Origin of the sequence: Ralstonia sp. A12, assembly GCF_000801955.1 — a bacterium.
Lineage (GTDB): Bacteria > Pseudomonadota > Gammaproteobacteria > Burkholderiales > Burkholderiaceae > Ralstonia.
This window is the reverse complement of record NZ_JSZO01000001.1, coordinates 126,882-139,278: the sequence shown is the minus strand read 5'-3', so window position 1 is coordinate 139,278 and position 12,397 is coordinate 126,882. Positions and strand designations below refer to the sequence as shown.

15 protein-coding genes are annotated in these 12,397 nt (G+C 62.4%); 10 read left to right on the top strand and 5 right to left on the bottom strand.

The window, feature by feature from the left end; translation table 11 throughout:
• Positions 1-286 precede the first annotated feature (286 nt).
• Positions 287-742, bottom strand: a complete 456-nt coding sequence (locus PI87_RS00650; protein WP_039595753.1) for a universal stress protein — start codon at positions 740-742, stop codon at positions 287-289.
• Positions 743-823: 81 nt separating this feature from the next.
• The gene (locus PI87_RS00645; RefSeq protein WP_039595752.1) at positions 824-1,834 is read right to left on the bottom strand and encodes a zinc-dependent alcohol dehydrogenase family protein; all 1,011 of its coding nucleotides are present in this window, start codon (positions 1,832-1,834) and stop codon (positions 824-826) included.
• Positions 1,835-1,984: 150 nt separating this feature from the next.
• Here PI87_RS00645 and PI87_RS00640 point away from each other — a divergent pair, with 150 nt between their 5' ends.
• Positions 1,985-3,211, top strand: a complete 1,227-nt coding sequence (locus tag PI87_RS00640) for an MgtC/SapB family protein (RefSeq protein ID WP_039595751.1) — start codon at positions 1,985-1,987, stop codon at positions 3,209-3,211.
• On the opposite strand, the gene PI87_RS00635 is transcribed toward PI87_RS00640, so the two are convergent.
• On the bottom strand, positions 3,212-3,394 hold the full coding sequence (locus PI87_RS00635; RefSeq protein ID WP_039595750.1) for a YgaP family membrane protein: 183 nt from the start codon (positions 3,392-3,394) through the stop codon (positions 3,212-3,214).
• A 10-nt stretch (positions 3,395-3,404) separates the two neighbouring features.
• Positions 3,405-3,902 (bottom strand): CBS domain-containing protein, encoded by a 498-nt coding sequence (locus PI87_RS00630; RefSeq protein ID WP_039595749.1) that lies wholly within the window; start codon positions 3,900-3,902, stop codon positions 3,405-3,407.
• A gap of 287 nt (positions 3,903-4,189) precedes the next feature.
• Here PI87_RS00630 and PI87_RS00620 point away from each other — a divergent pair, with 287 nt between their 5' ends.
• Genes PI87_RS00620 through PI87_RS00595 form a run of 6 tightly spaced genes read left to right on the top strand, consistent with a single transcriptional unit; the run spans position 4,190 to position 7,914 of the window.
• A complete protein-coding gene (locus tag PI87_RS00620) occupies positions 4,190-4,690 on the top strand; it encodes a universal stress protein (protein ID WP_039595747.1) in 501 nt (166 codons plus the stop codon).
• Positions 4,691-4,726: 36 nt separating this feature from the next.
• Entirely contained in the window at positions 4,727-5,566 is an 840-nt protein-coding gene (locus PI87_RS00615) for a universal stress protein (RefSeq protein WP_039595746.1), read from the top strand.
• A gap of 27 nt (positions 5,567-5,593) precedes the next feature.
• Positions 5,594-6,247 carry a BON domain-containing protein gene (locus PI87_RS00610; RefSeq protein ID WP_039595745.1) on the top strand — a complete coding sequence of 218 codons (654 nt, stop codon included), beginning with the start codon at positions 5,594-5,596 and terminating at the stop codon, positions 6,245-6,247.
• A 47-nt stretch (positions 6,248-6,294) separates the two neighbouring features.
• A complete protein-coding gene (locus PI87_RS00605) occupies positions 6,295-6,825 on the top strand; it encodes a flavodoxin family protein (RefSeq protein WP_039596412.1) in 531 nt (176 codons plus the stop codon).
• 46 nt (positions 6,826-6,871) lie between these two features.
• Positions 6,872-7,234 (top strand): TraR/DksA family transcriptional regulator, encoded by a 363-nt coding sequence (locus PI87_RS00600; protein WP_039595744.1) that lies wholly within the window; start codon positions 6,872-6,874, stop codon positions 7,232-7,234.
• A 32-nt stretch (positions 7,235-7,266) separates the two neighbouring features.
• Complete coding sequence (locus PI87_RS00595) at positions 7,267-7,914, top strand: BON domain-containing protein (RefSeq protein WP_039595743.1); 648 nt, start codon at positions 7,267-7,269, stop codon at positions 7,912-7,914.
• Positions 7,915-7,997: 83 nt separating this feature from the next.
• Here the strand turns inward: PI87_RS00595 and PI87_RS00590 are convergent, their stop codons facing one another.
• The gene (locus PI87_RS00590) at positions 7,998-8,798 is read right to left on the bottom strand and encodes a helix-turn-helix domain-containing protein (RefSeq protein ID WP_039595742.1); all 801 of its coding nucleotides are present in this window, start codon (positions 8,796-8,798) and stop codon (positions 7,998-8,000) included.
• 256 nt (positions 8,799-9,054) lie between these two features.
• Here PI87_RS00590 and PI87_RS00585 point away from each other — a divergent pair, with 256 nt between their 5' ends.
• From PI87_RS00585 to PI87_RS00575, 3 genes are all read left to right on the top strand, one after another.
• Positions 9,055-10,437, top strand: a complete 1,383-nt coding sequence (locus tag PI87_RS00585; RefSeq protein ID WP_052321355.1) for a PAS domain-containing sensor histidine kinase — start codon at positions 9,055-9,057, stop codon at positions 10,435-10,437.
• Positions 10,434-11,081, top strand: coding sequence for a response regulator (locus PI87_RS00580; protein WP_039595741.1), 648 nt, complete (start codon positions 10,434-10,436; stop codon positions 11,079-11,081). The genes PI87_RS00585 and PI87_RS00580 overlap by 4 nt, the downstream gene beginning before the upstream one ends.
• 179 nt (positions 11,082-11,260) lie before the next feature.
• On the top strand, positions 11,261-12,397 hold the full coding sequence (locus PI87_RS00575; protein WP_039595740.1) for an ABC transporter permease: 1,137 nt from the start codon (positions 11,261-11,263) through the stop codon (positions 12,395-12,397).

Here is a 12,397-nt window from a genome sequence, read left to right as displayed (position 1 = left end):
ATGCTGCGCGTGGCGGCGGTGCTTGGGGCGGTCGGGCTCATCGCCAGTCCAGTCCACGTGGCCTGTTCGATCGAGGTCGCTATCAAGCGATGCGCTCTGTGGCAACCGCTGATCACGCCATCGTGACCGACTGATTGGCTGGAGAACAGCGGCCCGGGGAGCTTGTCGCCATGATTGATGCTTCATCGAACGACGCCTGACGTCTGACTAGGTTCGTCATCTGTCTTGACGTCCAACATATCCGAATCTTGCGCAACAACAAGGCGTTTGGAAGCTGTGCTGCCCCTTAGTCCGCCGCTTCACTCCGAACCATGAGCACCGGCTTGTTTGTCTTGCGGACCACATCTTCGGCCACGCTACCCAGCACTAGGTGGCTGAGCCCACGGCGACCATGGGTGCCGAGCACAATCAGGTCCGCCCCAGTTTCATTGGCTTCGGCCACGATCGTGGACGAGATCTGGCCTGGTGCAATGGACTTCTCCAGCAGTTTGGTCGAATGCTTGATGCCTGCGGTTTCCAGCTTGGTCGCGGCGTTTGCCAAGGTGTCGCGGCCGTATTCGACCACCTGCTTTGCATAGGCAATCGTATCCGTCCCGACCATGTCGAACGTGACGTCGGTGCTGTCCGCCACGAACAGGGCTTCAACTTCCGCGCCGGTAGCCTTGCCAACGACGATGGCGTGATGCAGTGCAAGGAGCGATGCGTGGCTTCCATCGATAGCGAGCAGGATGCGTTGGTACATGACGGTCTCCAAAAAGTGCGTGCGGGACGGTGCCGCATATCACCAGCGTAGGCTGCGTCGTGCGCAACCCATTGACCCACATCAACGCTCTTCCGGCATGACCCTCAGCACAGCGGCACCGACGACACGCCCGGCACGCAGGTCATCCAGTGCGGTATTGGCGTCTTGCAACCGATACGGTGTCACGTGAACTTCCAGTGGGACAGTCGCCGCCACGCGCATCAGTGCAAGGCCATCCGCCCGCGTCAGATTGGCCACCGACACGAGCCTGCGTTCCTCCCATAGCAGCCGATATGGAAATGCGGGGATATCGCTCATGTGGATACCGCCGCAGACCACGGTGCCGCCTTTGGTGACCGCCTGCAGCGCTTGAGGCACCAGCGCACCGACGGGAGCAAAGATCAGCGCCGCGTCCAGCAACTCCGGCGCAGGCTGGTCGCTTGGCCCGGCCCAACATGCCCCTGTCTCCAACGCAAGCCGCTGCGCGGCGGTATCTCCCGGGCGGGTGAAGGCAAAGACTTCGCGCTGCTCAGCCACCGCAATCTGGGTGACCAGGTGCGCTGCGGCGCCGAAGCCGTAGATACCCAGCCGACGTGCATCTCCCGCCATGCGTAGCGTCCGATAGCCGATCAGGCCGGCGCACAGGAGCGGGGCGGCATGCGCATCGTCATAGCGCTCGGGAATGGGCAGGCAGTACCGGGCGTCGCAGACGATGTATTCGGCGTAGCCGCCGTCGCGCGTATAGCCCGTGAAGGCAGGGTGATCGCACAGGTTTTCATGCCCGCGCAGGCAGAACGGACAGGCCCCACATGTCCAGCCGAGCCAGGGCACGCCAACACGTTCGCCAAGTGCGGGCGAAGAGACACCTTCGCCGCATGACTCGACGATGCCCACGACCTCATGGCCGGGAATGAGTGACGCTTTGGGGTGCGGAAGCTCGCCGTCGACGATGTGCAGGTCGGTACGGCAGACCCCGCACACAGACACAGCGATCCGCACTTCGCCCGGCCCGGGGGCAGGCGTGGGTACGTGTTGCAGGTGCAGCGGCGCTCGCGCAGCTTCGAGAACCATCGCCCGCATGCAATCGGTCATTTCGGCCTCCGCGTGCGAAGTGTGGTTTCAGTATGGACGAGCGACGCGCAGCCATCTCGTGGGCAGCGGCGGCAACACTGCGCCAGATCAATGGAAACGCGCCACGGCTGGCCATACTGAATCATCGACATGTCGCTTCCATGAGCCGGAATGTCTTCGTTACTGTCGTTCTCTGTTGCTTTGGGTCTGGCGTTGGCGATCGGTCTTGAGCGAGAACGAAGCCATCCGGACACCGCCGAGCAGCCTGCCGGGATGCGGACGTTTGCCATTGCGGGGTTGGCCGGCGCCATTGCGGCGAGCCTTCCGATACCGCTTGCCGTGCCAACGGTATTGCTTGCCGTGGCGATGCTCGCTGCCGTTGGCTATCACCACTCGGCCGACGCCGATCCGGGCGTGACCACAGAACTCGCGCTCGTTGCGACCACACTATTGGGTGCCTATGCCGTCAGCGAGCCGGAAATGGCGGCTGCGCTTGGGACGGTATTGCTGGTGCTGCTGTACACCAAAGCGGCTTTGCATCGGTTCGCCCGTACGGTCATCACGCAGCGCGAGCTTGCCGACTTGCTTACGCTCGCTGTCGCGGCACTGCTCATCTGGCCAGCGATCCCTGATCGCCCAATGGGCCCGCTGCAGGCGTGGAATCCGCACACACTCTGGTTGGTGGTGCTGCTCGTCATGGTGACGGGGAATGCAGGTCACCTGGCAGCGCGGTGGCTGGGCGAGCGTATCGGCCTGCCGTTGACGGGGCTGCTCAGTGGCTTTGCGTCGAGTGTCGCGACGATCCTGACCATGGCGGCGCGGGTGCGCACGAAAGATTCACCAGTGGGCGGGGCCGTTGCTGCCGCATTGCTGTCCAATGTCGCGACGTTGCTGCAGATGGCGTTGCTGGTTGCTGCCATCGATCGTGCGCTGCTCCGGCCTTTGGCTGTGCCAATTGCGGCGGGCGTGCTGGTGACGGTGGCGTGGGCAGTGCTTTGGGACCTGCGTGACAGGGCCCCGGCTCAAAGGGTGGGGGAAAGCGCGTCCTCGTCGATAGATTGGCGTGCCGCGATCGGCTTTGGGCTATGGACGGCGGCGCTACTGCTGATTGCTGCCGTGGCGCGGCAATGGTTCGGAGCTGCGGCCGTCACCGCCGTTACGCTGTTTGGCGCATTGGCGGATGTCCATGCCGCCACTGCGGCAATCGCAACCCAGGCGGCAGGCGGAGCGCTAGAGCACGCGGTGGCTGCCGTGCTCGTCATGCTGGCTTTGTCCGCCAACACCTTGACCAAATTGATCGTGGCCAGCAGCGGAGGTAAGGCGTTCGCCGTTCAAGTCGCCGCTGGTTTGCTGACGGCGCTGGCCGCAATCTGGGCTGTGTTTTGGATCACGGTCTAGTCAATCGCGGCCGATCCCGAGCATCCAGTAGACCGGGCACATGCGGATCAAGCCGGTAACCAGCGGCACCAGACCAAGCCAGCCGACCCACGCCGGTACCTTACCGAAGAAGGCGAGCAGAATCATCACGACGCCAACCAAGATACGGACGGCACGATCGGCGGTTCCAACATTGGGAAACATGGCGGCACTCCTACGAATGAAATGGAATGGGGTGAACGTCTGAGACGGTCAGAGGCAATGGTGTGTCTGAGCCGCGATCCGCGCATTGATCACGGCCAAGGATGCCGGCCAGCAACGTCCATTCACCGCCCATTGCGCGAATGGTGTCGTCCAGCGTCAGCATGCCGATGAGTTGCTGCTGATCGTCGATCACCGCCAGGCGGTGCAAACCGTGGCCGAGCATGGTGCGCAGCGCCTCGCTGATGACCGCGTGACCATGAATGGTCAGTACGCCGCGGGTCATGACGTCGGCTACGTTGGTCTGCGCGCAGTCGGTGCGGCTGGCAATGCCGTGCACCACCATGTCGCGGTCGGTGACGATGCCCACGACCCGCATGCCGGTCACACCGTGCTCCGTTACGAACAGTGCGCGTAGGGACTGATCTCGCATCAGGCGCGCCGCCGCCTGCAATGTGGCCGATGCCGGAACGTGGACGATGCGGCGCGAGCAAATCTCGTTGATCCTCATGCTGAACTCCGATGCGCGTACGTTTTCACTATATGAACGGACAAGTTTCGGAGGTTGATCCCGCACAAGATGTTGTAACCCTCCGTTTTGGTCGCTGGTCGCGGTGGATAGCGGAGGAGTCTAGCGAGTGGCGGCCCCACCTCTTTGAGGTAGATCAAGTGGTGGTCGGCATCTTCACCGATGGGAAAACGCTGATGTAAATCAAGGGGCGATTTATCCGGTGAGCCAACATGGAATCACGAAAGCCCGTGGTTGGGCGCCTGACTGATTCTGTGCGGAGGCACATCATGTACGACAGGATTCTGGTAGCCGTGGATGGCAGCCCTACGGCAGATCGCGCGCTGGACGAGGCGATTCAGCTTGCACGCAAGCTCGACGCCGAGCTCGTCATCGCCCACGTGATCGACAACAGCTACCTCAAGTACGACGTTGGTTATATCGACGTCTCTAGATTCACCGAGATTCTGATCGAGTCCGGCAAGCAAATCGTCGCCACCGCGAAAGCCAAGGCCGAAAAAGCCGGCGTGCGCGTCAAGGCGCAAGTCGTGGATGACCCGTTCGGCAGCTTCGATGTTGGCTTGGCGATTGAACAGGCCGCCAGCGACGCCGATGCCAAGCTGGTGGTGCTCGGCACGCATGGCCGACGCGGGTTCCGGCGCTTGCTGCTCGGCAGCGTGGCGGAAAGCGTCACACGGCAGAGCAAGCTGCCGGTGCTGCTGGTGCGGGCCGTTCCGCCCGAATCTGAGCACACCATCACGGAACCACTCTCGAATCTTGCCATCGCGTAGTCCGCCTCCTTTTCTGACAACGAACGGAATCCGATCATGACCTACGCCAGTGTGATGGTGCATCTGGATGCCAGCGAGCGCGCAGTGCACCGCCTCAAGCTTGCCGCGTGCTATGCGCAAGCGCATCACGCCAAGCTTATCGCCGTCTACGCCAGCTTTGTTCCGCCGCCGACCTGGTTCTACAGGATGGAAAGCGCAGCGCGTTATCTGGAGGAAGACCGCAATCGTCAAGCCCGTGTGCGAGATGTCGTGCAGATGCGGTTTCGTGAGGCGACGCAGTCGCTTGCCATCGAGACGGAATGGCGAGCGGTCGAAGGCGATCCGCTGGCGCTGGTTCTGCGCGAGGCGCGCGAGGCGGATCTGCTGGTCGTCGGCCAAGAGGATTCAAGCGACATGGAGGGCTTCGTTGCGCCCGACTTTGTCGAAACGCTGATCCTTGAGTCGGGCCGGCCGGTGCTGGTCGTGCCATATGCAGGGAACTTTACGAGCGTGGCGCGGAGGTTCCTGGTGGCATGGGGCGGTGGGCGCGAATCTGCGCGCGCGCTTCACGACGCCATGCCATTGATGCCGGGGGCGACCGTGCAGGTGCTGCAAATGACAGGAGATCGCCCCCAACACTGGGCGGAAGACACAACGGTTGGCCAGGTCGCTCGTGTCCTGAAGGCGCACGGCATTGACTCGACAGTTGAAGAAGCGCGTTGCGTCGATTCCGACGTGGCGATTGGCGAGATGCTGCTGTCGCGCGCCTCCGATTTCGGTGCCGACCTGATCGTGATGGGTGCCTACGGGCACAGCCGCCTGCGCGAATTGGTGTTGGGCGGGGTCACGCGCACCTTGCTGAAGACGATGACCGTTCCGGTCCTGATGTCTCACTGAGAGTGCGTGCTGTTCCAGGAGAACACCATGAAGAACGATATCCAGCTCAAGCGCGATGTGGAGGACGAGCTGCAATGGGATCCGGCGGTGGACGCCGACCGGTTTGCCGTCCGCGTCAAGAACGGCGTGGTCACGATCTCGGGCAGCGTCGATACCTTTGCGGACAAGCATGCCGCGGAGGAGGCCATTCGCCGCGTGTCTGGCGTGACCGCACTCGTTGTGCATGTGCAGGTGCGCGTGCCGCCTGATATGCGGCGCCCGGATGAGGAAATCGCCCAGGCCATCGCTGATGCCCTGCATTGGAATACCTCCGTGCCCGCAGAAGCTATTCGCGTAACCGTCGAGGACGGTGCCGTGACCCTGCGGGGCGAGGTCGATCAGGATTTCCAACGCCGCGCCGCATTGGATGCCGTGCGCAGGGTACGCGGCGTGACGTCGGTGGCCAACGCTTTGACGCTACGCGACGCCGTTGGGCCGGCCGACTTGTCCGAGCGCATCACTAAGGCACTTCAACGCCAAGCCGCATTGGATGTCAAACGGGTCAATGTCTTGGTGGCAGATGGCACGGTCACGCTCTATGGGCCATTGCGCAACCTGAATGAATGCCGTGCCGCACGAGACGCTGCCTGGGATGCGCCCGGCGTGCGCGCCGTCATCGACCATTTGTGGGTGGGGTCCTAACCAGGACCAGCATACCGCTCTCTCTTGCACATCACGGGATGTCTGTCATGGAAAAGAACTTGATCGTGTATTACTCGCGCACCGGTACGGCGCGTCTGGTGGCAGAGCAAATGGCAGCGCAGAGTGGCTGGCAGCTTGCCGAAGTCTCGGATGAGTATCCGCGCGCCGGCTTGCTCGGCGATCTGCGCTGCGTGATCGAGACACTATTCCGCAAGCGCACCAAGTACCACTATGCAGGGCCGCCACTTGATGAGGTCGAGCAGGTTGTCGTGCTGGCGCCGATCTGGATGGGGCACCTGGCCTCGCCCATGCGGGACTTCCTGATTGACCAGTCGCCGTTCTCGGCGAATCTGTCGGTGATCTGCGTCATGGCTTCGCGTGGGGCATTCAATGCCATTGAAGAGGTCATGCGCGTGACCTCCGCGGTCCCGGCGCCGGTGCTGGCGCTGTGCCAGCGAGATGTGCTCAATGGCCTTTCGCACAGTGAGATCGCGGGCTTTATCGACCAGGTGAAAACGGCTGGCAAGTGGGCGCAATCCAAACGGCGGCCGGCGTGGCTTTCCCCTACCGAGGCTTGAACCTCGCGCACCCACTTCACACCCGATCAATCGCAGGAGCCTGGGTATGACCCGTTTTACCGAGGCGCAATGGCAGCGGCTCGTTGCGTTGTTGGATGAGCAGGAGACGCGTGCACGGCGCCAGCTGGCTGCGCTCGATGCGGCAATCAAGCCGGTGCCGCGTGGGGAACTGACGGAGTATGCAGAGTTGGCGGACCAGAAAGCGGGCGATCAGGCCAATGACGTCATGCTCGCGCACTACAGAAATGAACTGGTGCAGATCGAGGCTGCACGCGAACGGATGCAGGATGATCGGTATGGCATCTGCGTGGATTGCGGCGAGGCGATTCCGTTCTTGCGCCTGCAAGCCCAGCCGACCGCGCAGTGCTGCCTGACCTGTCAGGCAGCACGCGAGCGCCGGTGGGGCTAGCAAGGGCGGTGTGAGCACAGTAGAGGTGACGTATGAAAAGCGATCTGGGTATCAAGCAGGACGTCAACGATGAGCTGCTTTGGGAGCCCGCGGTGGATGCCGCGGGCATTGGTGTGGAGGTCGACCACGGGGTGGTGACACTCACCGGGCACGTGCACAGCTACCTGGAGAAAGTCGCCGCCGAGCGCGCCGCCGAGCGGGTTGCGGGTGTGCGCGGGGTGGTCCAGAAGGTCGAGGTGCGCTTGCCCGGCGCCCATACGGATGCGGATGTTGCTGAAGCGGCACGATCGGCACTGGAATGGCACGCCAGTCTGCCTTCCAGCCGTATCGCGGTTCTGGTGGAGAACGGCTGGGTAACCCTCTCGGGCGAGGTGGACTGGCCGTACCAGAGTGAGCTGGCGGCACATGCGGTCGGCTCGCTGCGCGGCGTGGCCGGATTGATCAACCGCTTGACGATCAAGGCACGCGCGGTGCCGGCTGACATTGCCCACCAGATCGGAGCTGCACTCAAGCGGCATGCCGAGCGTGAAGCCAACCATATCCAGATCTCCGTTCACGGCGGGACGGTGACGCTGAGCGGGCGCGTCGACTCTGCATCGGAGCGTAATGCCGCCAAGGGGGCTGCATGGTCGGCGCCTGGGGTGACGGAAGTCATTGACCAACTGCAACTGGCGCCATGACCACCAAGCACGAATAAGGAACGCCGCCCATTTGGGCGGCGTTTTCGCTTTTCTTGCTCCGACGGGTATGCATGACTCAAGTGCTATAGCTCGCTGAGGGCAGTCTTGTTGGCAATCTCGATCTGCTTGCCGTTCACGGCGATCCAGCCTTCTCGCTGGAACTTCGACAGTGCACGGCTCACTGTTTCCAGTTGCATACCCAGATAGCTGCCGATCTCTTCACGTGTCATGCGCAGCGTAAAGCTGGAACCCGAATAGCCCCGGTCTTGCATCCGTGAGGACAGGTTCAGCAAGAAGGTCGCCACGCGTGCCTCGGCAGTCAGGTCTGCCAGCAACAGCATGAGCCCGGACTCGCGCACGATTTCTTCTGCCATCAACTGGTGAAGCCGGCGCTGCAGCGGGCGAATGTCCTGGCACAGGTCTTCGACGCAATGGAAGGGCATCGAGCAGACGGTGCTGTCTTCCAGGGCGATCGCGTCACACGTGTGGCGATCTGCCGCAATACCGTCAAGGCCAAGGGTTTCCCCTGCCAACTGGAAGCCCGTGACATGGTTCGAGCCGTTGGGGTGCGACACCACCGTCTTGAAGGAGCCCGAACGGATTGCATACAGCGCATGAAAGGTATCCCCGGCACGGAAGAGCGATTCGCCCTTGCCGACCTTGCGCCAGGTATGCACCATCCGATCCAGCCGTTCCTGTTGCGTAGATGGCACAGCCCCCGTAATACAGGCCCAATGCATCATGCAGTTGCCGCACTGGGTGCTCAGCGCCGGGCTCGCTGTTTGGCAGCCCTGGGTTGCATCGCGGACCAGCGTGAGTTGACGCACGGGCATGGGGTGGACCACGTCGGCAGATGTTGGGGCTTTGAGTGTGCTCTGAATCATGAAGGTCTCCGAAAGAGCATGCGTTGTCTGTGGCTCCCGCACTGGATCTGGGGCGGCGGGATCGGTCACCGCATGCAGCCGTGGTTCGGTGTCCGTATGCTCAGTATCGGAGGTGGCGCGTTTGCGCGAAATCAGGCGGCGCTGAGATGTGCGTCCGGTTATGCCGTAGCACTGTCAGGAATCCCTGACAGCCACGACGGTTTTTCCTGAGGCGCCTCAATCACACGGCTAGTATCTCCAGCCGCCGGAATGGGCTATGTTTGTGTCCATCTCAGCCCTCCTGGTGGCGTTCGTGGCGGAACAAGACAGGCATTCCTCGAAGGCGTCGCGCAGGCGCCTGCTGTTATCGCGTTCCACACCGGCCGAGTTGGCGGCGGGCGGGTTGGCCATTCTGTTGCTGGCTGCGTCGGTCACGTGGCTTGCCGTGGCGCTTCAGGCTCGGGATGCACCGTTCGTGCTGCTTGCCCTGGCGAGCATGGGAGCGGTCCTGGCGCTGGTCTTTTACTGGCTGCGGCTTCGCATGCTGCGTGCGGCGGTGGCGAAGGATCTGACCGACCTGGAGAAGAGCGAGGCTCGGTTGGCGGGCATCATCCGCTCCTCCATGGAGGCGATTATTTCCGTGGACGATGCCCAGCGCGTTGTTCTATTCAATCCCATGGCGGAAACCTTGTTTGGATGCCCGGCCAAACACGCCATCGGCCGCCCGCTGTCTGACTTCATGCCCGAGCGGTTTCGCGGTGCACACGAGGCACATGTACGGCGCTTTGGGGTGACCGGTGTATCGGAGCGCCAGATGGGCAAGCAGCGCCCGTTGTTCGCGCTGCATGCGGATGGCCGCGAATTTCCGATTGAAGCGTCCATCTCGCAGATCGAGGTCAACGGCGGCAAGCTCTTCACCGTGATGCTGCGTGACACCACCGAGCGGGTGCGGGCGGAAGCAGCATTGCGGCGCTCGCAGGAAGAGTTGCAGCATCTGTCGGATAGCATTCTGGCGACGCGCGAGGAAGAGCGGCATCGGATCGCCCGTGAGCTGCATGACGATCTGGGTCAGCGCCTGAGCGCGCTCAAGATGGATATCTCGCTGCTGGCGGCAGATCTGCAGGCAGCGGAGGGTGCCCAGGCATTGGTTGCCCAAACGGAGGCCATGCAACGCGTGATTGACGAGACCATTGCGGCAGTGCGACAGATTTCAGCGGATCTTCGGCCACCGCTGCTCGATGAGCTCGGGCTGGTACCCGCCATCGACTGGATTGCCAAGACCTTCCGCCAGCGCTTTGGGCTGATCGTCAATGTGCACGCTCAGGAGATACCGATGCAGGAGCGCGCGGCGATTTCTGTTTTCCGGATCGTGCAGGAGGCGCTCAACAACGTGGTGCGCCACGCCGATGCCACCCGTGTTGAGATTGCGTTCGGCCAGGCTGGCGACATGCTTGAGTTGTCGATTCAAGATAATGGCCGTGGCTGGAGCGGTGCGCCACCCGCCCCCGGTGAGCGCAAGCCGCTGGGGCTGCTGGGCATTCGTGAACGTGCGCGTCTGCTGGGTGGTCAAGCCACGATTGTGCATGCGCCCGACAGCGGTTTTCGCTTGAGTGTGCGTTTTCCCATCACCCACGATGCGCGCGAGGAGGCCGGATCATGATCCGCGTGATGATTGCCGACGATCACGCCGTGATGCGCGACGGTGTGCGCCATATCCTGGAGCGTGCCGGCGATTTCGAGGTCGCGTGCGAAGCGTCCGACGGCACACAGGTACTGCAGCTCGTGCGTGAGCACCAGCCGCAGGTGATTGTGCTTGACCTGTCAATGCCGGGGCGCAGCGGCCTGGAATTGCTGCGCCAGTTGCACGACGATCATCCGACGGTGCGTGTGCTGGTGTTGACCATGCATGCGGAAGAGCAATATGTGGCCCGCGCTTTCCGCGCCGGCGCGGCAGCTTACCTGACCAAGGAAAGCGCCGCGACTGAACTGGTGACGGCGCTGCAGAAGGTGGCGCGCGGCGGCACGTATGTCAGCCCGCCGATGGCCGAGAAGCTTGCACACAGCCTGGGTGAGGCCAGCGAAGAGGCCGCACACACGCGCTTATCTGACCGAGAAATGGAGGTCTACCGCAGGCTCGTGCGCGGAGAGCCGCTGACCGAGATCGCCACCAGCCTGTGCGTCAGCGCCAAGACCATCAGCACGTACAAGATGCGGCTCATGGACAAGCTGCAGGTGTCCAGCGAAGCCGCGCTCGTGCGCTATGCGATACGTCATCGCCTGTTTTCTGACGACGACACGCTGTAGCGCAGCCGCCGCACGACACGCTCCCGCTTTGCGGCATATCAAATGCCTGGGCGCATGACTCGCTATCGTTGAGGCACAAGCACCGGCTTCTGATGGCTCGGCATGCGGCCCATTTTGGGCTGTTCGAACGTTACCCCGAGACCTGACACTTGCCGCCGTGCATCGCCTCGGGGGGGCACGTGCCAGCCATTCTCAAACTCGCCTACAAGCTCTTGGTCAATGACAAGGCCAAGCTGAGCGGCTTGTTGGTGGGCATCACCTTTGCCGTGTTTCTGATGATCGAGATGACCTCGCTATTTGCTGGGGTCCTCAACCGGTCGTCGTCCGCTGTGTACAACATCGGCGCGCGCATGTGGGTCATGGACCCGGCTGTCAATACGGTGGCCAACACCATCGGCATGCCGGACTACGTGCTGGATGCGGTGCGCAGCATTGATGGCGTGAAGTTTGCCGTGCCGCTGTATTCGGGTGGGGCGCTCGTGCGCCTGACCAGCGGAACGTATCAACCCGTGACCGTGGTCGGCATCGACGACACCACTCTGTTTGGGCGACCGCGCATGCTCAACGGTCGCATCGAGGATATCTACGGCGAGAACGGTTTCATCGTCATTCAGGATGCCGAGTTCGGCAAACTTGAGAACCCGCATATCGGCTCGGAGTTCGAGATCAATGACCACCGCGGCGTGATCGTGGGGGTAGGGGAGGTTGTCAGCAGTGGACTGTTTGGCGTCCCCACGCTGTACACCACGTACAGCCGCGCCTTGCAGTACCTGCCGAGTACGCGCTACACGATGTCGTACATCCTGATCGAACCCAAGAGCGAAGCCGATGTTGCCGCCATTGAACATGCGGTTGACCGGCTCGGGTATCGCGCCCTGACCAAGGAAGAGTTCATCGGCCGCATCTCGCACTTCTACACGTACCAGACGGGGTTGGGCACCAATATCCTGTTGATGACGGTGATCAGCTTCATCGTGGGGCTGTCGATCTCGGGGCAGACCTTCTACACCTTCATCCTGGAAAACCTCGAACGGTTTGGTGCGCTCAAGGCCATTGGGGCCAAGGGGCATGAACTGGTCATGATGATCGTGTTTCAGGCCACCTTCGTAGCACTGGTGGGCTATGGGCTCGGGATCGGCTTATGCGCGGCATCCATTGCGCTGGCGCGGCTTCGCATTCCGGACTACGCGGCCATGATCACCTTCGCGAACCTCGTGCTCGCCCTGGCCATGGTGATCGTCATCGCCGCCATCTCGGGCTATATCGGTGTACGCAAAGTGCTGCGCATCGAGCCCTTTGACATCTTCCGGGGGTAA